The organism is Bacillus sp. LUNF1, from assembly GCF_011008975.1.
GTDB lineage: Bacteria > Bacillota > Bacilli > Bacillales > Bacillaceae > Bacillus > Bacillus velezensis.
The window spans coordinates 1,265,948-1,286,525 of the sequence record NZ_CP048876.1; the positions used below are offsets into that span (position 1 = coordinate 1,265,948).

The 20,578-nt window shown below is 45.9% G+C and carries 20 protein-coding genes, 2 riboswitches and 1 other annotated feature; of the genes, 13 read left to right on the forward strand and 7 right to left on the reverse strand.

What is annotated here, in order from left to right; all coding sequences use genetic code 11:
• The first annotated feature begins 5 nt into the window (after window positions 1–5).
• From G4O42_RS06580 to G4O42_RS06610, 7 genes are all read left to right on the forward strand, one after another.
• A complete protein-coding gene (locus tag G4O42_RS06580; RefSeq protein WP_032874645.1) occupies window positions 6–551 on the forward strand; it encodes a GNAT family N-acetyltransferase in 546 nt (181 codons plus the stop codon).
• A 12-nt stretch (window positions 552–563) separates the two neighbouring features.
• Window positions 564–672: riboswitch (guanidine-I (ykkC/yxkD leader) on the forward strand.
• A gap of 66 nt (window positions 673–738) precedes the next feature.
• The gene (locus tag G4O42_RS06585) at window positions 739–1,077 is read left to right on the forward strand and encodes a DMT family transporter (protein WP_032874647.1); all 339 of its coding nucleotides are present in this window, start codon (window positions 739–741) and stop codon (window positions 1,075–1,077) included.
• Window positions 1,077–1,391 carry a DMT family transporter gene (locus G4O42_RS06590; protein WP_032874649.1) on the forward strand — a complete coding sequence of 105 codons (315 nt, stop codon included), beginning with the start codon at window positions 1,077–1,079 and terminating at the stop codon, window positions 1,389–1,391. The genes G4O42_RS06585 and G4O42_RS06590 overlap by 1 nt, the downstream gene beginning before the upstream one ends.
• A 74-nt stretch (window positions 1,392–1,465) precedes the next feature.
• The gene (gene purU / locus G4O42_RS06595) at window positions 1,466–2,368 is read left to right on the forward strand and encodes a formyltetrahydrofolate deformylase (RefSeq protein WP_007407234.1); all 903 of its coding nucleotides are present in this window, start codon (window positions 1,466–1,468) and stop codon (window positions 2,366–2,368) included.
• 86 nt (window positions 2,369–2,454) lie between these two features.
• Window positions 2,455–2,668 (forward strand) — a binding site (T-box leader).
• Between the two features lie 69 nt (window positions 2,669–2,737).
• The gene (gene proB / locus G4O42_RS06600) at window positions 2,738–3,850 is read left to right on the forward strand and encodes a glutamate 5-kinase (protein ID WP_032874651.1); all 1,113 of its coding nucleotides are present in this window, start codon (window positions 2,738–2,740) and stop codon (window positions 3,848–3,850) included.
• Window positions 3,847–5,094 carry a glutamate-5-semialdehyde dehydrogenase gene (proA, locus tag G4O42_RS06605; RefSeq protein ID WP_015417313.1) on the forward strand — a complete coding sequence of 416 codons (1,248 nt, stop codon included), beginning with the start codon at window positions 3,847–3,849 and terminating at the stop codon, window positions 5,092–5,094. The genes proB and proA overlap by 4 nt, the downstream gene beginning before the upstream one ends.
• Window positions 5,095–5,207: 113 nt before the next feature.
• Window positions 5,208–5,633, forward strand: a complete 426-nt coding sequence (locus G4O42_RS06610) for an organic hydroperoxide resistance protein (RefSeq protein ID WP_007407231.1) — start codon at window positions 5,208–5,210, stop codon at window positions 5,631–5,633.
• A 27-nt stretch (window positions 5,634–5,660) separates the two neighbouring features.
• Here the strand turns inward: G4O42_RS06610 and G4O42_RS06615 are convergent, their stop codons facing one another.
• On the reverse strand, window positions 5,661–6,170 hold the full coding sequence (locus G4O42_RS06615) for a MarR family winged helix-turn-helix transcriptional regulator (protein WP_032874653.1): 510 nt from the start codon (window positions 6,168–6,170) through the stop codon (window positions 5,661–5,663).
• Between the two features lie 75 nt (window positions 6,171–6,245).
• Between G4O42_RS06615 and ohrB the strand changes: the two genes are divergently transcribed.
• From ohrB to G4O42_RS06635, 4 genes are all read left to right on the forward strand, one after another.
• On the forward strand, window positions 6,246–6,656 hold the full coding sequence (gene ohrB, locus G4O42_RS06620) for an organic hydroperoxide resistance protein OhrB (RefSeq protein ID WP_029325869.1): 411 nt from the start codon (window positions 6,246–6,248) through the stop codon (window positions 6,654–6,656).
• A 140-nt stretch (window positions 6,657–6,796) separates the two neighbouring features.
• Window positions 6,797–7,381, forward strand: coding sequence for an alpha-helical endospore appendage domain-containing protein (locus G4O42_RS19940; protein ID WP_029325870.1), 585 nt, complete (start codon window positions 6,797–6,799; stop codon window positions 7,379–7,381).
• A gap of 21 nt (window positions 7,382–7,402) precedes the next feature.
• Window positions 7,403–7,864 (forward strand): hypothetical protein, encoded by a 462-nt coding sequence (locus tag G4O42_RS06630; RefSeq protein ID WP_032874655.1) that lies wholly within the window; start codon window positions 7,403–7,405, stop codon window positions 7,862–7,864.
• A gap of 4 nt (window positions 7,865–7,868) precedes the next feature.
• Complete coding sequence (locus tag G4O42_RS06635) at window positions 7,869–8,996, forward strand: glycosyltransferase (RefSeq protein ID WP_032874657.1); 1,128 nt, start codon at window positions 7,869–7,871, stop codon at window positions 8,994–8,996.
• 20 nt (window positions 8,997–9,016) lie between these two features.
• Here the strand turns inward: G4O42_RS06635 and G4O42_RS06640 are convergent, their stop codons facing one another.
• Window positions 9,017–10,054, reverse strand: a complete 1,038-nt coding sequence (locus G4O42_RS06640) for a BclA C-terminal domain-containing protein (protein ID WP_032874659.1) — start codon at window positions 10,052–10,054, stop codon at window positions 9,017–9,019.
• A 775-nt stretch (window positions 10,055–10,829) separates the two neighbouring features.
• On the opposite strand from G4O42_RS06640, the gene G4O42_RS06645 reads away from it, so the two are divergent.
• Complete coding sequence (locus tag G4O42_RS06645) at window positions 10,830–12,608, forward strand: AAA family ATPase (protein WP_032874661.1); 1,779 nt, start codon at window positions 10,830–10,832, stop codon at window positions 12,606–12,608.
• Window positions 12,609–12,868: 260 nt separating this feature from the next.
• Here G4O42_RS06645 and metE read toward each other — a convergent pair whose 3' ends face one another.
• Window positions 12,869–15,157, reverse strand: a complete 2,289-nt coding sequence (metE, locus tag G4O42_RS06650; protein ID WP_032874663.1) for a 5-methyltetrahydropteroyltriglutamate--homocysteine S-methyltransferase — start codon at window positions 15,155–15,157, stop codon at window positions 12,869–12,871.
• A gap of 83 nt (window positions 15,158–15,240) precedes the next feature.
• Window positions 15,241–15,395, reverse strand: a riboswitch (SAM riboswitch).
• Between the two features lie 139 nt (window positions 15,396–15,534).
• Window positions 15,535–16,494, reverse strand: a complete 960-nt coding sequence (locus tag G4O42_RS06655; protein WP_032874666.1) for a S8 family peptidase — start codon at window positions 16,492–16,494, stop codon at window positions 15,535–15,537.
• 219 nt (window positions 16,495–16,713) lie between these two features.
• Here G4O42_RS06655 and G4O42_RS06660 point away from each other — a divergent pair, with 219 nt between their 5' ends.
• On the forward strand, window positions 16,714–17,547 hold the full coding sequence (locus tag G4O42_RS06660) for an STAS domain-containing protein (RefSeq protein ID WP_032874668.1): 834 nt from the start codon (window positions 16,714–16,716) through the stop codon (window positions 17,545–17,547).
• A gap of 45 nt (window positions 17,548–17,592) precedes the next feature.
• On the opposite strand, the gene G4O42_RS06665 is transcribed toward G4O42_RS06660, so the two are convergent.
• From G4O42_RS06665 to G4O42_RS06675, 3 genes are read right to left on the reverse strand one after another with little or no spacing between them, the layout of a single operon-like run.
• Complete coding sequence (locus G4O42_RS06665; protein WP_032874670.1) at window positions 17,593–18,354, reverse strand: energy-coupling factor transporter transmembrane component T family protein; 762 nt, start codon at window positions 18,352–18,354, stop codon at window positions 17,593–17,595.
• Window positions 18,329–19,966, reverse strand: a complete 1,638-nt coding sequence (locus tag G4O42_RS06670; protein ID WP_032874672.1) for an ABC transporter ATP-binding protein — start codon at window positions 19,964–19,966, stop codon at window positions 18,329–18,331. Before G4O42_RS06670 ends, G4O42_RS06665 begins: the two co-directional genes overlap by 26 nt.
• Complete coding sequence (locus G4O42_RS06675; RefSeq protein WP_032874674.1) at window positions 19,953–20,552, reverse strand: ECF transporter S component; 600 nt, start codon at window positions 20,550–20,552, stop codon at window positions 19,953–19,955. The genes G4O42_RS06670 and G4O42_RS06675 overlap by 14 nt, the downstream gene beginning before the upstream one ends.
• Window positions 20,553–20,578: the final 26 nt, after the last annotated feature.

Sequence of the window (20,578 nt, forward strand, 5' to 3'; positions counted from 1 at the left end):
CGTGCATGATGAAACATAAGTCTTCCGGCACCATCCTGACAACCGGGCGTATCCGTCTGCGGACTATGCGGGATGACGATGAAGAAAATTTGTACAGGCTGTTTACCGACAGAGAGGTCATGAAATATTATCCTTCTCTTAAAAGCAGACGGGAAACGAAGGAATGGATTGCCTGGAACAAACGATTGGCGAAAGGATACGGCGTCAGTCTTTGGATCGCAGAGGATAAAGAGACGGGCGCATTTCTCGGTCAATGCGGAATCGTTCCGCAGACGGTAAACGGGAACACTTTGATGGAAATCGGCTATATGTTTGCCCGCCGCCGCTGGGGCTGCGGCTATGCGACAGAGGCGGCGAACGCCTGTCTGGACTACGGTTTTCACACGCAGCAATACGGACGCATAGCGGCGCTGATTGATCCGGAAAACGCTGCCTCCGTCCGCGTCGCGGAAAAAATCGGCATGGTGCCCGGTGAGACCGTTACCAAATGGGAGAGGCAGCTGACGGTTTTTGACATCACATCTGACGTTGAACGTTTCGGCGAAATGTAGTATGATACGAACAGACATGTTTTCTAGGGTTCCGCATGTTCATACATGGCCTGGTCCGAGAGAAAACACATATGCGGACATATCCCGCATATGCGCACGGAGGGAAAAAAGCCCGGGAGAGTCAATCTCATGTGAGACGACTATCCGGGCTTTTTTGTATTGTCCGGATACAGAAAGGGTGAAGAACATGAAATGGGGTTTAGTGGTCATAGCGGCCGTATTTGAAGTGGTATGGGTCACCGGCCTGAAACATGCTGATTCGGCACTGGCGTGGAGCGGCACGATTACGGGAATCATCATCAGTTTTTATCTATTAATCAAGGCGACAGACAGCCTCCCCGTAGGAACGGTATATGCGGTCTTTACCGGGCTCGGAACAGCGGGCACCGTGCTCAGTGAAATCCTGCTTTTCAAAGAACAGGCCGATCCGGTGAAAATCGTGCTGATCGGCGTTTTGCTGATCGGTGTCATCGGGTTAAAGCTGGTCACACAGGATAAGCCTGAGACGAAGGAGGAGAAGGTGTAATGCATTGGATCAGCCTGATAGCCGCGGGTCTTTGTGAAATGCTCGGGGTCATTTTAATGAATCAATTTCAAAAAGAAAAGAAATTCAAGTGGATTCTCTTCATAATCGTCGGATTTGCGGCTTCTTTTTCCCTGCTTTCTTATGCGATGGAGACGATTGCGATGGGCACGGCCTATGCGATCTGGACCGGTATCGGCACAGCGGGCGGCGCACTAGCCGGCATTCTTTTCTACGGCGAGCAGAAGGATGCGAAGCGCATCTTTTTCATTGCGCTTATTTTATGCGCTGCCGTAGGGCTGAAAATTCTTTCGTAAATTGATTTTTATCAAATCTTCAGTATAATCTATTAGTAAGTTACGAATTATGAAGATACGAGGGATTAAAACAGATGAATTCATATATGACACAGCGGCTGAAAGAATACCGCCGCGGGAATGAGGAAAAAGGGCGCCTGCTCGTCAGCTGCCCTGACCAGCCGGGAATTGTATCGGCCGTGTCGGCGTTTTTGTTTGAACACGGCGCGAATATTATTGAATCAAATCAATATACGACTGACCCTGAAGGCGGACGGTTTTTTCTTAGGATCGAATTCGACTGCAAGGGCATTCGTGAGAAAAAAGAGGACTTACAGCAGGCTTTCGCCTCAATCGCCCAGACATTCGGCATGACATGGAGCCTGTCTCTGGCAAGTGAGCTGAAGCGAGTGGCGATCTTTGTATCGAAGGAGCTGCACTGCCTTCATGAACTGATTTGGGAATGGCAAAGCGGCAATATGATGGCCGAAATTGCGGTCGTCATCAGCAACCACGAAGAGGCCAAAGAAGTGGTCGAACCGCTGAATATTCCGTTCCATTACATGAAAGCTAACAAAGACATCCGCGCCGAAGTGGAGCGGCGCCAGCTTGAGCTGCTGGAGCGGTATAAGATTGATGTGATCGTTCTTGCCCGCTACATGCAGATTTTGACGTCTGATTTTGTATCTGCCCATCCGAATCGGATTATTAACATCCACCATTCATTTCTGCCGGCCTTTATCGGCGCTAATCCGTATAAACGGGCTTATGAGCGCGGAGTGAAATTAATCGGCGCGACTTCTCACTATGTGACGGACGATCTTGACGAAGGGCCGATTATTGAACAGGATATTGAACGCGTCGATCACAGAGATCACGCAGAGGATCTGAAGAATATCGGGAGAACGATTGAGCGGAGCGTGTTGGCAAGAGCCGTAAAATGGCATCTGGAAGACCGCGTCATCGTTCACGGAAACAAAACGATCGTATTTAATTAATGACGGTCCGCCGGGGAGGCGGACTGTTTTTTATGGATGAAAATGTCTTGACAAGAACCTGTTTTCTTTGCATAATATAAAAAAATCATTGAGCGTTGAAGAGGATCAGTACGCAGAACTTTCTGTGACAGAGAGCAAAATGGCCCGCTGAAACATTTTGCCGCATGAAACCTGCCGAACCTGCCTTGGAGTCCTGAGGGGAAAACTCAGGCGCGATAACCTGGCGTTACAGGAAAGCGGGACGCGTGAAAAACGCGTTCAAACAAGGTGGTACCACGGAAAGCCCATTTCGTCCTTATTTTTCAGGACGGAATGGGCTTTTTTTATTGACGAGAGCCGGTTTGGATTGATTGCCACGGAGGAGAAACGATGAAAAAACAAAGAATTGTTGTGAAAATCGGGAGCAGCTCGCTCACCAACAGTAACGGAAGTATTGATGAAGCAAAAATCAAGGAACATACGGAAGCCATTTCTTTATTAAAAGAAAACGGGCATGAAGTGATCCTCATTACCTCAGGCGCGGTGGCAGCGGGTTTTTCCGCTCTCGGCTATCCGTCGCGACCCGTTACGATAAAAGGAAAGCAGGCAGCTGCCGCAGTCGGCCAGACGCTTTTAATGCAGCAATATATGGACCATTTAAAAAGATACGGTCTGACGCCGGCACAAATTTTATTAACAAGAAATGATTTCTCAAAAAGAGAGCGGTACAGAAATGCCTATGCTACTGTAATGGAACTGTTGGAGCGCGGCGTCGTGCCGATTATTAATGAGAATGATTCCACATCAGTTGAAGAGCTGACGTTCGGTGATAACGACATGCTGTCGGCGCTTGTAAGCGGTTTGATTCATGCAGACCAATTAATGATTCTCACAGACATTAACGGGCTGTACGATGCCAATCCGAATGAAAACCCGGACGCAAAGCGGTTCGACTATCTGAATGACATCACACCAGAATTGCTCGGGTATGCCGGATCAGCAGGCTCAAAGGTCGGCACCGGAGGCATGAAGTCAAAACTTCTCGCCGCCCAGACCGCATTGTCGCTCGGGGTGAAGGTGTTTATCGGAACCGGCTCCGGACGGGAAAAACTGATGGGAATTTTAGACGGAAAAGGCGACGGCACATATATCGGCGATAAAGACCTGTCCTCAGTGAATAATACACGGCAATGGATCATGTTTCATTCTCCGATATCAGGGGAAATCATCATTGATGGGGGAGCGGAGCAGGCGATGATCCATAACGGGTCAAGTCTCCTCCCGGCCGGTGTCGCCGATGTCTGCGGCAGTTTTCCGAAAGGGGCCGTAGTGGAAGTCAGAGGACCCGGCGGCATTATCGGCAAAGGGCAGACGCAGTACTCATCCGATGAAATTTTAGAAGTCAAAGGGAAGCGGAGCGACCAGCTTTCAGGAACGAAGCAGGTGGAAGTGATTCACAGAGATGATTGGGTGAATTTATTTGACGAGGGGGAACACAAATGAGTGAAGTATTGCAAAAAGCGGCTTTGGCAAAAGAAGCGGCTGCCGAAATGGTCATGAAAACGACGGCTGAAAAAAACGAAGCGCTCCAATGTATTGCAGACGGACTCAGAAATGAACGCCGGCTGATTTTAACAGAGAATCAGAAAGATATTGAAGCGGGACGGAACAGAGGACTGACACCTGACATTATTGACAGGCTGACTCTTGATGAAAAACGCCTGCTCGATATCGCGGACGCCGTGGAACTGTTAATCGGTCTTGAAGATCCCGTCGGTGAGTCGCTGGAGACCATTCAAAAAGAGAATGGATTATCCATTGAAAAAATCCGCGTGCCCCTCGGAGTAGTGGGCATGATCTATGAGGCCAGACCGAACGTTACCGTAGACGCGGCCACACTCTGCTTAAAAACCGGAAACGCGGTTGTGCTCAGAGGAAGTTCTTCCGCCATCCACAGCAACATAGCGCTTGTCAGTGTGATGAAACGCGCACTCGGGCTGTCAAAGCTTCCGATTGATGCCGTTCAGCTCATAGAAGATACAAGCAAAGAAACCGCCAAACAGCTCTTTACATTAAATGACGGGCTGGATGTATTGATCCCGCGCGGCGGTAAAAATTTAATTGATCTTGTGGTCAGGGAATCAACCGTACCCGTTTTAGAAACCGGAGCGGGCAATTGCCACGTGTACATAGATGAGTCAGCAGATCCTCAAATGGCAAGCGAGGTCGTCATCAATGCCAAAACACAGCGTCCTTCGGTCTGCAACGCGATTGAATCTCTTTTGATTCATGAAAAATGGGCTGAAGAACACGGCCGAAAGCTGCTGAATCAGCTGACAGAAAAAGGCGTGGAGCTCCGAGGAGATCAGGTGATTTGCGGGCTGGAGCCTCAAGCGAAACAAGCAGAAGAAGCCGATTGGGGAGCGGAGTACCTGGCGCCGATTCTCAGTGTGAAAACGGTGCAGGACGTACAGGAGGCGGTCCGCCACATTCAGCAGTACGGCACAAACCATTCAGAAGCCATTCTGACGGAGAACGCCGAGCATGCAGCTTACTTCCAGACCGCCGTTGATGCCGCCGCCGTGTATCATAATGCTTCAACCCGGTTTACGGACGGTTTTGAATTCGGATACGGAGCCGAAATCGGCATCAGCACGCAAAAGCTTCACGCGAGAGGGCCGATGGGACTTCCGGCGTTAACATCTACAAAAATCATCATTAAAGGAAACGGACAAATCCGGGTATAATCTTTTAAGCTTATCCTTCAAAAAGGGTAGGCTTTTTTTATGCGGAAAGATTGACGCCCTCTATTATATTGTGTAATATTAAATTGTACACAATATAATAGAGGTGAATTTAGATGACAAAACCATTATTTACTGCAACCGTATCAGCCGCTGGCGGACGTGAAGGGAAAGTCACGTCTTCTGACGGAGTGCTGAATCTTGATGTTGCCATGCCGGGAACGCCAAGAGCGAAACGGCTCGAACATGCTACAAACCCTGAACAGCTGTTTGCCGCAGGATATTCAGCCTGCTTTGACAGCGCTCTTCAGCTCGTAGCGAGAAAAGAGCGTCTGAGTATTGAAACAGAGGTCACTGCGCATGTCAGTCTGCTGAAAGATGAAGCAGACCAAGGATATAAACTAGGCGTTACGCTTGAGGTCAAAGCATCCGGCATTGATAAACAGGAGCTTGAAGCCCTTATCCAAAAAGCGCACGGTGTCTGTCCGTATTCAAAAGCGACAGCGGGAAATATTGAAGTGAAGCTTCTGGCAGCAGAATAAAAATAAGGATGCCCATTCGGGGCATCCTTATTTTTTGCCGTGCAGCGTATTCAAAACCTCATAAAGCGACTGCTTTAACTGCTTTAATTCCTCTTTTGACCGTCCCGTCTGTTCCAGCATGGCAATGGGAATATCCGCCGCTGTTTTCTGCAAGGCCCGTCCTTCATCTGTGAGCCTGATCGTCACGGACCGCTCGTCTTCAGCCGATCGCTTTCTCATGATGATACCGTGCTGCTCCATCCGTTTCAGCATCGGTGTCAGCGTTCCGGAATCCAGGTACAAAAGCTCACCCATCCGTTTCACATTCAGTTCTTCGTGTTCCCATAATAAAAGCAGCGCCAAATACTGGGGATAAGTTACGTTGAGCTTATCAAGCAGCGGTTTGTACCGCTTCGTCATTTCCCTTGAGCTTGCGTACAGCAAAAAACAAAGCTGATTCTCCAGTTTCATATGTTCAAATTCTTTTTCTGCCATTACTTCTTTCACCAACTCTTTGTTTGTTAACGTTACCCCTATTGTAGCCGAAAAACGGCCCATTTCCTATTGCAATCATGTTTAAAAATATGAGCAGGGGCAATATATACAGTAAGTACAATGAGGAGGCTGATAATAATGGCATTATTTACTTCAAAAGCGACCGCAGTCGGCGGACGGGCAGGACATATTAAATCCGAAGACGGGGTGCTGGATTTTGACATCATCATGCCGAATGCAAAAAAAGACGGAGAAACCGGCACAAACCCTGAACAGCTCTTTGCGGCAGGATATGCTGCCTGCTTCGGGGGAGCGCTTGAGCTCGCCGCTCAAAAACAAAAAATCGACATGACCTCTGAAATTGAAGGACAGGTCAGCCTTTTAAAAGATGAGAGTGACGGAGGTTACAAAATCGGCGTAACGCTCGTCATTGATACAAAAGATCTTGACAAAGAAACGGCGGAGAAGCTTGTGCAGGCTGCTCACGAGTTCTGTCCGTATTCAAAAGCAACAAGAGGAAATGTAGACGTCAAACTTGAATTAAAATAAATCAACGAACGAATATCCCGGATTTTATATCCGGGATATTTTATTAACGAAAACATCAGTAATGATCTCTTCTCTCCCGGAATAAGAATACGATATAGCACTTTTGCATAATGACACCAAGAGAAAAGAGGGAGATATCGATGTCTCTTCCAAACATACCGAACATCACCCCCGACATTACACTCTCCAGATGTGAGACCCTGAACCTCCTTCTTTCATCCGTGGCTATGGAAGAAATCGGACTATCCCATATTCTGCAGGCGGAAGCGGAAAGGATTCAAATGTTTCTCGGCGCTTCCGGCGATCCCTCTTTGGAGGAATTGTCATCAATCAATAGAAGCACTGAACGGCTCCTGCGCACCGTCATGAAATCACAACTCCTTTTGCAGACGAAGCTTGAGGACATTATCTTCTTACAGGATTCTGAAGCCTGTATGGACCCGGACGACCCAAGCAATCCGAGTAATCCGGGCGATCCTGATGACCCGTGGAATCCGGACGACCCAAGTAATCCGAGTGATCCGGGCGACCCTGATGACCCGTGGAATCCGGACGACCCAAGTAATCCGAGTGATCCGGGCGATCCTGATGACCCGTGGAATCCAGACGATCCCAGTGATCCGGAAGATCCGTGTGACGGCCTGTTTTACGGCCGCATTGGCTGCTGTGAGTGCGGGGATTGTGAGGACTGCGGTTGGAAGAAAAAAGGCGGGGAGCGTTCATAAAAAAAGAGACGGGTGAAGCATATGCCGTATCCAAGCATTTCAAAAGCGAAACAGGCATCTTTTGAAGCCATGCATTGTCTCACGATTGCGCTGTTACATATATTATCTGTGACCGTGGATAAAAGAAGGGGTTCAAATTACAAAGAAGAAATCAGGCTGTTCTCCGCATTGTGCCGCTGGCAGATGGAAACAGGCGGCCGTCTGTTTTTAATGATCAGCCTGGAAGAAGAGCAGAAGCAGATGTATGAGCGGCACTTTCTTGAAATGAAGACAGTTACGGAACGAACGAAAAAATTCATTTTTGAAAGCCCGCGCGAATTCCGGGCGCATCCCATTACGAAGCGGGCTGTCAGGCAGCTTCAGGAATGGGATGCGGAAACTGCCGAACCTGCCGTCAGATGGGTGCGGCCTGTCATCATAACGATGAACGGCACTCCTGAACGGCCTTGGTTCAATCAACAACTCCAAAATCGGGAAAGGTGAGAAAATGAGCGGAAATGCTGAATGTAAACTGACTCTTTGCATGATTGTGAAAAACGAGGAGAGATACATCTCCCGTTGTTTATCAAGTGTACAAGACATCGTTGATGAGATCGTCATCGCAGACACCGGATCACAAGATAATACAAAAGATATATGCAAAAGCTTTCAGGCAAGAGTGTTTGATTTCGAATGGGAGAATGATTTCGCAAAGGCCAGAAATTACGCCCTGCAGCATGCCGAAGGAGATTGGATTTTAGTGCTTGACGCGGATGAAGAGCTCGATCAGGAGACGGGCCGCTTTTTAACTTCGCTGCTTCATGACGGATTACCGAGCCGGGGGCTTTTGAAAATCATCAATTATACGGGGAAGCAGCTCGATGAAAACGAAGCGTTTGAAAGCATGCAGCCGAGACTGTTCCGCAATCATAAAGGCCTTCTGTATCAAGGCAGAATTCACGAGAATATCTCGGCTCCCAATGAGGAAGAAAACCATGCTTTTTTCACGCTCCCATGTGTGATTCATCACTACGGCTACTTGGAGCAGGAAGAAAAGATCAAGCAAAAACATAAACGGAATATCAGCATTTTAAATGAAGAGCTTTCAGAGGAAAATCCTGATCCGTGGCTTGTCTATCATTTGGCAAGTGAATGCTACAGAATAAAAGACTATGAAAAAGCATTACATCTTGTCAACGGCTCAATTTTTCAATTTTTAAGCGAAAAACGAATGCCTCCGTCTCTCCTGTATTATTTGAAATATACAATATTGCTTGAGCTCAAACGGTATGAAGAAGCCGAACAAGGGATTGAAAAAGTGCTCAAGCTATATCCTGATTACAGCAATCTTCATTATTATAAAGGCCTTGTATTATATCATTTGGAAAAGTACAGAGCGGCAATCAAAGCATTTGAAAACGGAACGCAGGTTGAAGGAGAAAACGCTGATCACTTCATTTTAAAAGGTGCCGCCGATTTCAGAGCTTTTTATTATATGGCGAAATGCCATGCTGCATTAAACCATGATATGACGGCCATCGCTTACGCCAAAAAATCGGTGAAGTTCAATCCTCAATTTAAACCCGCACAAGAGCTTCTGTCTCAATTAAAAAAGGATCAGCGGACAAACGCCTGATCCTTTTTTTGCATGTTCCATTAAGATAATCGAATAATGTTTAAAGCTGCACCGGCGCTTCCTCCGAGCAATGTGGCCGCACCCAATAATCCGAACAGCTGAAGCTGGATGGTGCTGCCTGCTGGCAAAGTCACAATAAAGGAGTTATTAAAGTTTGCCAAAGACGCGACCGGGGCGATAATCGAACTTGCAGGAGGAGTGCCGTTGATTAAAATACGCGAACTTACAAGCAGGCCGGCCGTTAAATTAATATGGTAGGAGATATAGTACCGTCCCGCCGGAGCAACGGTAAATATGGTATTTGCGGCATTAGCCGTAATATCTGCAGAAAGGTTTTGTTCATTCGGTAAGGAAATGGTCGTGCCGCCGGCAATAACTGCGACAACACCGCCGCCCGTATTGCTCGCATAGCCGGAAGTTGCTGTCAGACTTGTTCCGGTGATCCCGGTCGGTCCGGTGCCGCCAGTAGCGCCGGTGCTTCCCGCCGCAGCTAAAAGTGTATAGTCAGCTGAGGCTCCAGGGGTTCCCGCCGGGCTGTTTACATTTGCGACGTAAGAGCTGCCGTTATACAAGACAACCTGTCCGGTTGTGTAAGTGGGGGCGATCAGCGGATTAAAAGCAACAATCCCTTGAAGACCCGCACCGGTGACCCCCGTCGGTCCGGTTGGCCCCGTCGCTCCGGCCGGTCCGATTGCTCCCGTAGGTCCTGCGGGCCCGCCGGCTGGTCCCGTCGGCCCCGTAGCACCAGTCGGTCCCGCCAGTGTAGGGATATTTGAGATACTGTCCAATTTTGAACCGAGAAGAAGCTCCTGTTTCATTAAGCTGTCAAGCGTATCACGGACGCTCTCATTCAGGTTAAGAATATCAGCAAGACTTGACGGGGGTCCTGTTAATCCGGGAATCGTTCCGAGCGCGTATTGGATTTTTTTCCCTTCTGCATTCAGAATATGTGCCATTTCCAGTTCTTCCATAGCAATTGACGAAAGAAGAAGGTTAATGGTATCGTCTCTGGAAAGTGTAACGACAGGGGTGATATTGGGCAAATTAGGCTGTGACACAATGTCCCTCCTTATGAGTTGGCTGAAAATCATTTTATTACGAACAAAGTTCCCCGAAATGAGCGTAAGCAGTACTGTATCATTATATTCACGGATTCTGTCCAAGTTTCTGATTCCCTTCATTAACCAATTGAGCATACAAAAATAAACCTGCAATTGAGCAGGTTATACCACAGTTTTTGATTTCATCATATATGAGTGTCATTGAAGCCTGCTTCGGAGGCATCTGGGTGGCTGGAAGCGTAATAAATTGCTTATGGTTTCACCTAATAAATGGTACCTAAACACATGGCAGGGTTCACAGCTTGTGTAAATCACGTAATCGTCAAGCTGATATGTTTGAAGCGTCCGGACCGCATCTGAATCGCGGTTACTTCAGCATGGGATGTCGGATCATTGCTTACATGTATTGAGCATGGCATTAATAAAAATTAATCAGTTAAACAACAAAAAGAATATAGATTTCTAAGAGGTTCTAAACCATGAATCTTATAGATTAGTTTATACTCACCCAAGTTTGGAGGAGGTTTATATGTAATAGTACTACTAACTTTTTAAAGAGATAGGGATATGTTTTGTTAGGAAATGTTCTTGGAATAACTCTTTAGGTTATCTTTAAAAACAAGGTATACAATGGGACGTTTTAAATCTATATGATGGAAAAACTTATTTAAATGCTTCAAATAATAGACTTAAAAGTAGGAATCCCTCTTATTTCAACGGGAATAATTTCATGGTAATATTATCATAAAACAATTTAGTGAGGGTGCTTTAATTGCTAAAATCAATTAAATTTAAAAACTTTAAGACACATGAGAATTTCTCTGTTTCATTTAATGATTTCAATATATTGGTGGGTCCTAATAATAGTGGAAAATCAACTGTAATTGATGGGTTAAAGGTGTTAGCAGGGTCATATAGATATGCTTCTAAGTATAAACTAAAGACTTTACAAAATACTAGAGGTAAAGTGGTATCTGGACTTTATATCCCAGAAACAAGTATACCAATCAATTTGAAATTTATTCATACTGACTATAGTGAGGAGCCTACTGTAATAGAGTATAGATTTTCCGGCAAAAAGACATTGATAATAGAATTTACTAAAGATAATGAACCCTTACTATACACTGAAGGAGAGACTAAGACGATAAAAAGTACAACTGCCTTTAAACAGACGTTTCCTTTAAATCTTTCAATAGTACCCACTTTGGGACCATTGGAAGAAGATGAGAAAGTAAGGGAAATAGACTACGTTAGCAGGTTCAAAAGTAGCCATCGCGCACCTCGACTATTTAGGAACATTTGGTACCACGATGAGGAGGATTTTAATGAATTTAAAGATATTTTAGAAAAAACATGGTCAGGTATGAGTATAGAACAGCCTAAAAGGACTGATCTGCTTTCAAATGATTTAACTATGTTTTGTTATGAAAACAGGATACCAAGAGAAGTTTTTTTATCAGGTAATGGTTTTCAAATTTGGTTACAATTATTGACACATTTAATTAAATCTAAGAGTGCAGACTTGATTGTAATTGATGAACCAGAGATATATTTACATCCAGATTTGCAAAGAAAGCTCATTACAATATTAAGGGATTTGCAAGTGAATGTTGTTATAGCTACACATTCAATTGAAATTATAAACGAAGTAGAACCAGATGAAGTTCTAGTTATTGAAAAAAGAAAGAAGTTTGCAAAAAGATTAACTGATCTTATAGGATTGCAAGATGTTGTTGAAATATTAGGATCTACCCAGAATATTCATTTAACACGATTGGCAAGGGGTAAACGAGTGTTGTTTGTAGAAGGTCAAGATAGTAAATACTTAGAAAAGTTCGCAAAGATATTAGGGTATCTTACGTTATTTAATAGTGGTGAGTTAACCGTTATACCTATTAATGGGGCTTCGCAATGGGAGAAAATTGGACACGCAGATTGGGCTTTTTCAGGAGTTTTACGTGAGAAAATAATGGTTTCATGCTTGTTTGATAGAGACTACAAAACTGTTGAACAAGTAAATGACCTTAAGAGAAATCTTAGTAATAAAGTTTCGTTTATTCATGTGCTAGAGAAGAAAGAGATAGAAAACTATTTATTGATACCTTCAGCAATAGGTAAAGCTATCACAGCAAAATTAAAAGCAAGAGCTAAGAGAATTCAAACAGAGGTAGTTCAAGAATTCAATACGGAAAATATTCTTTTAGAAGTTACAGATGATAAAAAAAATTATGTTATGGGACAATTAATCCATAATGAAATTGAAAGGAAAAAGAATAGCGGAATCTCAGTGGCAACCATAATTGCTAATAAAACTAATGAATTTGAGGAAAATTGGAGCGATTTATTTTACCGCTTGTCTGTTGTACCTGGAAAAGAGTTAATTTCAAGTATAAATAAATATATACAAAGCGAATGGAAAATCTCTATTTCTCCTGTACAGATACTTCAATTTATTACAAAAGATGATCTCCAAGTTGATGGGGAAATTCCAAGTTTAATTAAAAAAATTGATTTATTTGTTAAAGATGATGAAAGAGTCAAGTCTTAACACTCTAGTTTCATAACAAAGAGGCGCTTCACAATTTAACCAGCGTCAACTATTCGCTAACCTTGTTATCATCATTTTATCTTTATTTTAATGCTTTTAAATATTGTGAAACAGTTGGAGTTTTCTCAATTTGAAACATCTCTGATTGTACTGGTAGTTGGGAACACGGAAACCTCACGTTTGAGAAAAAAGAGTAGATATCCTATTCCCCCCTTGTATAATGAAAACAGCCACCCGCGATTTGCGGATGGCTGTTTTCATTATACAAGCTGAGCTTGTTTTTTTCGTGCCTGTTTCGCGGCGTCGACCATATTTTTTAATGCCGCAACGGTTTCTTCCTGCTGTCTTGTTTTCAGTCCGCAGTCCGGGTTTACCCAGAAGCGGTCAGTCGGACACACTTCAAGCGCGTCATCAATAATTTGATAGATTTCTTCAGTTGCCGGCACACGCGGGCTGTGAATGTCGTATACACCGAGTCCGAGGCCTTTCACGTAAGGATGTTCTTTCAAGTATTCTAAAAATCCTCCGTGGCTTCGGCTGTGTTCGATTGTAATGACATCCGCGTCAAGATCATTGATCGTATCTACGATATCTTCAAAGTTGCTGTAACACATATGCGTATGAATCTGCGTCTCATTTTGCACAGAAGACGTCGTTAACCGGAATGCTTCTGCGGCCCAAGTTAAATATTCATCCCAATCCTGCGTTTTTAACGGCAGTCCTTCGCGGAGCGCGGGTTCATCCACTTGGATAATCTGAATACCGGCATCTTCAAGCGCTTTTACTTCTTTTCTGAGGGCAAGCCCGATCTGGAAGGCGATTTCTTTTCTTGAAATATCCACACGCGGGAATGACCAGTTTAAGATGGTGACAGGTCCCGTCAGCATGCCTTTCATGTGTTTTTCCGTCAGCGATTGGGCGTAGACCGTATCTTTTACCGTCATCGGTTCGATAAATTCGACATCTCCGAAAATGACAGGCGGACGTACGCAGCGTGAACCGTAAGACTGCACCCATGCATATTTCGTAAAGGCGAATCCGGCCAGTTTTTCACCGAAGTATTCGACCATGTCCGTCCGCTCAAATTCTCCGTGAACGAGCACGTCTAAGCCGATTTCTTCCTGAATGTCAACCCAGCGCTTCGTTTCCGCATTAATAAAGGCTTGGTACTGTTCATCAGTCCAATCTTTTTTGCGCCATTTTTGCCGTGCGCTCCGCACCTCGGCAGATTGAGGGAAGCTTCCGATTGTCGTCGTCGGCAGAAGGGGGAGACCGAGTGATTCATTCTGCAGCGCCAATCGTTCTTCAAAGATTGCCGGACGGGAGAAATCTTTTTCCGTCAGCTGATTCAGCTCTTCTTTTTGAGCTGAGTTCGCTCCTGTTGCGAATGCTTTTAAAGCCTTAAGTGCCGCTTTTGATTCTTCGATCTGCTCACTGACGGCCGCTTTTCCGGACAGAAGCCCTTCTTTTAAGACGCCGAGTTCCGCCAGTTTTTCTTTAGCGTATGACAGGCCGTTCAGCAAATCCTTTTCAAGATGCTCGTCAGGGTGTTTCGCCACCGGCACGTGCAGAAGGCTGCTTGAAGGCTGAATCCATAACTCCTCAACATCAGCGTGGCTGAGGATATCCGAAGCCGCGTCAAGGCGTTCTTCAACATCGATTTTCCAAATGTTCCGGCCGTCGACCACACCGGCTGCCAGTACTTTATCTTTCGGGAAGCCGTGCTTTTTCAGCTGCTCAAGGTTTCTGCCTTTATCATGTACGAAGTCAAGCCCGATTCCCTGTACAGGATAAGAAACGAGTTCTTCATATGCATCAACCGAATCGAAGTATGTCTGCAGGAGGACATTCAGTCCTGAAAGCTCTTTTGTGATCGCCTCATAGAGGTCTTTGGCGGCGCGGACATCTTCAGAAGAAGCTGTCACAAGGGCAGGCTCATCAATCTGAACCCATTTGACGCCTTCTGCTTCAAGCTCTTTCAGCAGCTGCACATAAAGAGGAACAAGGCGCTTTTGAATCGCTTTCGCTTCTGATTCTTCGTATCCTTTCGCAAGTGTGACGAATGTGTACGGACCGACGATGACAGGTTTTGTTTCCGCTCCGAATTCTTCTTTGATCCGGCGGTAGTCGTCAAGCTGTTTGTTTCTCGTCAGACGGAATTCAATGCTTTCGTCATATTCAGGAACGATGTAATGGTAGTTGGTATTGAACCATTTCGTCATTTCACTGGAAACGGCGTCTTTTACACCGCGGGCAATCGCAAAGTATGTATCAACGGGATCCGTGATGCTGCGGAATCTTTCCGGAATCCAGTTAAAGCTGACGGCTGTATCAAGCACATGGTCATAATGGGTGAAATCAGAGACCGGCACGATATCGATATGTTGGTCAAGCTGTGTTTTGACAGCTGATAAGAATAAACCGTCAAGCTCTTTAAGAAACGTTTCTTTATCAGTGTTACCTTTCCAATAAGCCTCAAGCGCTTTTTTCCATTCTCTGTTCAAGCCGATTCTCGGAAAACCGAGGTTCGAAGTTTTGATTGTTGTCATTAAGTTTCCTCCTTTAAGTGAGATGTAACAAAAAAGCCTCTTTCTCATGAGAGAAAGAGGCTTTAACTTCAAAATGCAAGCCTCTCTTATCTCTCAGATCACGTCTGATGGAATTAGCACCGTGCCTTATGAGACAGTCGTCTCGGCGCAAAAATCACGCGCCCCATTTCACAATGGAATTACGGTCGGTTGCTGTTGGGGTCAAAAGGCCAATCCCTCGCCCAACTCTCGATAAGAGAAAATATTTCAATTTTTTTGAAAAGTTACATCATTTGTTGGTTATCTTATCAGCTTATTCAGATCACTGTCAATAGAAAATCTCACAATTTAAAAATTGGTGATATGACAAGCTGATTAATCATTATACGAGAAAAATATCAGAAAGACAGCAGCTGGGCCTGTTCGGCTCTTTCCATCAGCACTTCAGGCGCGTCTAAATACAGAAATCCGTTCCCGGCCAATGTTTTGGAGATGTCCAAAGGAAGGGTCCGCCGCACGAGCTGGGCGTAGACTTCAGCCTCAGAAAGCGTCCGCTGAAACGCGTCCTGTTCAAGCCCTTTTATTAAGGCAAGTGCTCCGCTCACATGCGGGGCGGCCATTGAAGTGCCCGTCAGCTTCCCGTATTTATGGTTGGGAAGGGTGGAGAGAATATTTTCTCCCGGAGCCACCAGGTCAATCTCTTTATTTGCGTTTGAAAATTCAGACGATTTACGGGCGATTGAGACTGATCCGACTGCGATCACTTCGTTGTAAGCGGCCGGATACGACAGTTCCTCTGTACGCTCGTCTCCGTCGCCTTCGTTTCCTGCTGCGCAAACGACCAGAACACCGCTTTTTACCGCATTTGTGACGGCTTCTTTCAATTCAGGCACATCGCTTGGCCCGCCGAGTGACATGGAAATGATATCGGCCTTTTGTTCAACGGCGTAGTTGATGCCGTTAATGATCCATTCGTATTTGCCGCTGCCGTTTTGACCGCCGAGAACTTTAACGATTAAAAGGCTTGCTTCCGGCGCGACACCCGAAATTCCGCCGTTTGAATCATTGGCGGCAATCGTTCCGGAAACGTGTGTCCCGTGTCCGTTATAATCGGAAATCGCGTCTTCTTTGCCTCCGTCATCATCGGTGAAGTTTTTCCCGCCGACAATCCGGTCTTTCAAATCAGGATGATTGATGTCGCAGCCTGTGTCAAGCACCGCGATTTTAATATCCTTGCCTTTAAACCCTTTTGCCCACAACTCTGGCGCCTTAATCACTTTAATCCCCTCAGGAAGCTCGTTCACATCCATGATCTGTTCATCCGTGACATAAGGAATCAAATGCATTTCACCATTCATAAAAAAGCCCTCCTTTTTTATGCTTGCGAGTGGATACAAGGGTGTTGCTACTATTTTATGGCAGAGCATGCCGGCCGGAAAGAGTCATTTGAAGCATTTTCATAAAAAAGGCGTAATCTATCGTACTAAAAAATTTCAAATATATGGATAGTTTGACAGCTTTCATTTTCATTCATGACCCGCTGACGCTATAATTGGAAATGGGAAAGGAGAAGAGATATGAAGATAAGTGAAGCATTATACAACTATTTTTCAGAACAAGTGGATCAAATTGCGAAAGAGTGGATCGAAACGATGGAAGATTCGGATCCGAATTCGATTTATTCTTTGACAAATCCTGTCATCACAGAAGAACTGACGGAGCAGGATAAAGAATTTTACCGGCATATTAATAAAATGTATATTATGCCGCAAAAAGAATTTTTAGAAGAGTTCGAGCAGTGGGTGATTGAGCTCGCGAAAGACCAGAAGCATCTGGATACACCCGTCCAGTATGTGGTCCGTGAATTTATGAGAAACCGGAGACTATACATCAGTTATTATGATGCGTTTGCCGATAAACATGAATCTTCGTTTGCACAGGGAGAAAGGAAGAAATGGGAGAATTTAATTGTACAAGTATTTGATTTTACGATTTACACGTTTGTCGATCATGCCGAGCATAACTCAAAAATGCAGCTGAACGCGCAAAGAGAAATGATTTTGGAGTTAAGCTCGCCGGTTATCACGCTGAGCAAACGGACGGCGCTGCTGCCGCTTGTCGGCGATATTGACACGGAGCGCGCCAAATTCATTCTTGAAAATACGCTGAGCACATGTGCCAAACGGCTGATTGAACATCTGTTTATTGACCTGTCGGGTGTAGTGGTTGTCGATACGATGGTGGCGCATCAGATTTTTAAATTAATTGAGGCGCTGAACCTGATCGGCGTCACGTCCACTTTATCCGGAATCAGGCCGGAAATGGCTCAAACCGCCGTACAGCTCGGCATTAATTTCTCAGATATTACGATCAAGTCCAATCTCGCTCAGGCTCTCAATTATCATCAATAACATACATAACAAAACAGGCTGCCGAATCACTCCGGCGGCCTGTTTTTATATAAACAACAATGAAATGAGCCAGCTTGCGCCGAATAACAGAAGCACGAGCAGGAAAAAGCACCAGTCGGCGCGGCGCACAGTAACAGTTCTGTAAAACGTGCGGTTTCGGCTCCCCGTAAAGCCTTTAGATTCCATCGCGATCGCCGTGCGTTCCGCCTTTCTGATTGCGCCTGCCAATAGCGGAATGGTGAAGCGCCTGACGGCGGAGAGCTTTCCTTTCAGCCCGGAATCAGACGCCGCGCCCCTGATTCTGTGCGCCTGCCGGATGATCAGGATTTCATCTTTCAGAAGAGGGAGAAACCGGAACCCCGCGATAACGCCGTATGCAAGCTTGGGCGGCAGCTTACACTGCTGAATCAGACTGAGCATGAACAGAATCGGATCGGTTGTGAAAAGAAACATCATCGACAAAGCGGAAAAACATAAAATACGAAACGCGATAGAAATCCCGAGCGCCGCGTTATCACTGTTGACGGCAATCGGCCCGAGCTTAAACAGCAGGTTGCTTCCGGTTGTCGGGATGTTTCCGAATACGGCGGCTGTCCATAAAGAACCGAAGGCCAGAATGACAAACGGAATCGTGAACAGCAGCCATTTTTTCAGCGGCACACGCCCCGCCGAGAGGACGCCTCCCGCAATGATGATATAAAATAAAGCAGGGGTGTACGGATTATAAATAAACGACAGCATAATGACGCATAACAATACAGCCGCCGCCTTTATTGACGGGTTAACAGCCTCCAGCCGCAAGTTCATTTCTCCGCCTCCTGTCGTGTTTCATCCATTCATACCGCAGCGGCAAAGCCAAATGCGCCTGCTCGGCGATCCCGGTGTTATCAGAAAACAAAGCGTCGGGAGTTCCCCGGAATACCAGTTTCGTGCCGCAGAGCACAAGGATCGTGTCGGCATAATCTGAGACGAGTTCCATATCGTGTGTCACCATTAAAACAGCCGTTCCTTCCTTTTGAATCTCACGGAGCATTTGCATACACTCCCGCGCCGTTTTGGCATCCTGTCCGAAAGTCGGTTCATCAAGCATCAAAACGTTCACATTGTGCATAAGCATCGTCGCGACGCTGAGCCTGCGTTTTTGTCCTTGGCTTAAAGAAAACGGATGCTGTGAGGCATGGCGTCTCAGGCCGAATCGGGTTAACAGCTGAAGAGCTTTCTCCTTTGCGGCTCTGCTGCTTTCAAAACCGAACATCAGCTCTTGAATGACGGAATCTGTGACAAACTGGTGTTCAGGATTTTGGAAAACATATCCGATCAGCCGCCGCAGCTCTTTTTCAGAATAGGAATCAATCGGTCTGCCGTCTATTTTGATGTCTCCGCTCAGCGGACGGATGAGCTTGGCCGCGGCAGAAAGGAGCGTGGATTTTCCTGTTCCGTTAGGGCCGGCAATCGCGGTGATTGAACCTTTTTTTACGGAAAAGCTCACATCCTGAAAAATGACGTCTGCTCCTCTTGAGAATGACAGCTCGTGAACGCTCAGCGCGTCTTCTGCCGAAAGCGCGGCGGGCCGGTGTTCGGGCAGAGATGGTGCAGGTTCGTGAAACAGCTTTTCTTTACACAATGTAAAAGGAATGCTGACGTGCTTCTGCAATGAGATCACACGCGGGATCGGAATGCCGAGCTCCTTCAGCTCTTCAATCTTTGTTTCAAAGATAATGTCCGTCTCTCCGTCCATCACCTTCTGACCCGTTTCGTCAAGGACAATCGTCCTGTCCATCCACGGCGCCCAATGATCAAGCTGATGTTCGATAACGAGAAGGCCGAAGCCTTTTTTTGCTTGAAGATCTTTGATCAGCCGCACTAATTCACGTGCGGAATATGGATCAAGCTGTGCCGTCGGTTCGTCCAAAATAATGAGTTCCGGTTCCATCGCAATGATACAGGCAAGCGCCACTTTTTGTTTTGAACCGCCTGACAGCGAAGCGATCGTTCGCGTTTTCAGATGAGTGATCTCTAATTTTTCTAAAACGTCATCGATGATTGCGTCCATATCTTCTTTTGTATATTGCAAATTTTCCAGGCCGAAGGCGATTTCGTCTTCAACCGTCAGCATGCAAAACTGCTGGTCCGGATCTTGAAACACGACGCCGATGGATCTGGCGGCGGGTTCTGTCAGATGTGAAAGAGGTGTTCCGTATAAAGAAACGGTTCCCGATTGAACCCCATCGCATGCTTCCGGGTACAGACCGTTTAAACAAAGAGCGAGCGAGCTTTTGCCGCATCCGCTCGGCCCGAGCAATAAAGCCCGCTCTCCTTTGCGGAGCTGAAAGGACACGTTTAGAAGAATCGGCTTTTCATCCTGATCATAAGAAAAGGTAAGACGGCCGGCCGATAGAAGGGGCTCAGATGCCTGCATCTTGGTTCACCTGTTTCTTTTTCTTCTTGAATTGTTTTCCGAGCGCCATGCCGTTCAGCACCCCTGTGTAAGCCAGCGCATCACTGATCGCTTTGCCGAGAAGGCCGGCAAGAAGCGCACCTGAGACCAGACGGATGAGAAGCATGACGGCTAATAAACCCGGATTCAAAACAGAGTATCCGGAAACGAACAAGTCATAAATGAAGCTCGTCACAGAAGACCCCATACCGGATAAAAGAAGCACGGGCAGGGTATAAATCCGCCAGCGTGTCGCTAAAAAGACCGCTTCCGCACCGATTCCCTGTGCGATCCCGATCAGAATCACCATCGGTCCTGACGGATTTCCGAGTAAGCACTCCACAAACGCGGCGATGATTTCAGAAACGAGAGCAGCTCCCGGTTTTTGAATAATGTACGCGGCAATCACCGAGACGATAAACCAGATACCGTAAATCGGTTCGTAGCTCATCCGGCCGAAAAATCCTGCCGCTATATTGCTTGCATGAGTTGATACTAAATAAATGACAGCAAATACAACACTGATGACGGACATGACGACAATTTCTCTCATTTTCCAATTTTTCATTGTGATCTCCTGCTTTCTTATCGGAT

Coding starts and splice junctions, on each gene's coding strand:
- G4O42_RS06580 (WP_032874645.1), top strand. CDS start 6: ATGATGAAACATAAGTCTTCCGGCACCATCCTGACAACCGGGCGTATC.
- G4O42_RS06585 (WP_032874647.1), top strand. CDS start 739: ATGAAATGGGGTTTAGTGGTCATAGCGGCCGTATTTGAAGTGGTATGG.
- G4O42_RS06590 (WP_032874649.1), top strand. CDS start 1,077: ATGCATTGGATCAGCCTGATAGCCGCGGGTCTTTGTGAAATGCTCGGG.
- purU (WP_007407234.1), top strand. CDS start 1,466: ATGAATTCATATATGACACAGCGGCTGAAAGAATACCGCCGCGGGAAT.
- proB (WP_032874651.1), top strand. CDS start 2,738: ATGAAAAAACAAAGAATTGTTGTGAAAATCGGGAGCAGCTCGCTCACC.
- proA (WP_015417313.1), top strand. CDS start 3,847: ATGAGTGAAGTATTGCAAAAAGCGGCTTTGGCAAAAGAAGCGGCTGCC.
- G4O42_RS06610 (WP_007407231.1), top strand. CDS start 5,208: ATGACAAAACCATTATTTACTGCAACCGTATCAGCCGCTGGCGGACGT.
- G4O42_RS06615 (WP_032874653.1), bottom strand. CDS start 6,170: ATGGGCCGTTTTTCGGCTACAATAGGGGTAACGTTAACAAACAAAGAG.
- ohrB (WP_029325869.1), top strand. CDS start 6,246: ATGGCATTATTTACTTCAAAAGCGACCGCAGTCGGCGGACGGGCAGGA.
- G4O42_RS19940 (WP_029325870.1), top strand. CDS start 6,797: ATGTCTCTTCCAAACATACCGAACATCACCCCCGACATTACACTCTCC.
- G4O42_RS06630 (WP_032874655.1), top strand. CDS start 7,403: ATGCCGTATCCAAGCATTTCAAAAGCGAAACAGGCATCTTTTGAAGCC.
- G4O42_RS06635 (WP_032874657.1), top strand. CDS start 7,869: ATGAGCGGAAATGCTGAATGTAAACTGACTCTTTGCATGATTGTGAAA.
- metE (WP_032874663.1), bottom strand. CDS start 15,157: ATGACAACAATCAAAACTTCGAACCTCGGTTTTCCGAGAATCGGCTTG.
- G4O42_RS06655 (WP_032874666.1), bottom strand. CDS start 16,494: ATGAATGGTGAAATGCATTTGATTCCTTATGTCACGGATGAACAGATC.
- G4O42_RS06660 (WP_032874668.1), top strand. CDS start 16,714: ATGAAGATAAGTGAAGCATTATACAACTATTTTTCAGAACAAGTGGAT.
- G4O42_RS06665 (WP_032874670.1), bottom strand. CDS start 18,354: ATGAACTTGCGGCTGGAGGCTGTTAACCCGTCAATAAAGGCGGCGGCT.
- G4O42_RS06670 (WP_032874672.1), bottom strand. CDS start 19,966: ATGCAGGCATCTGAGCCCCTTCTATCGGCCGGCCGTCTTACCTTTTCT.
- G4O42_RS06675 (WP_032874674.1), bottom strand. CDS start 20,552: ATGAAAAATTGGAAAATGAGAGAAATTGTCGTCATGTCCGTCATCAGT.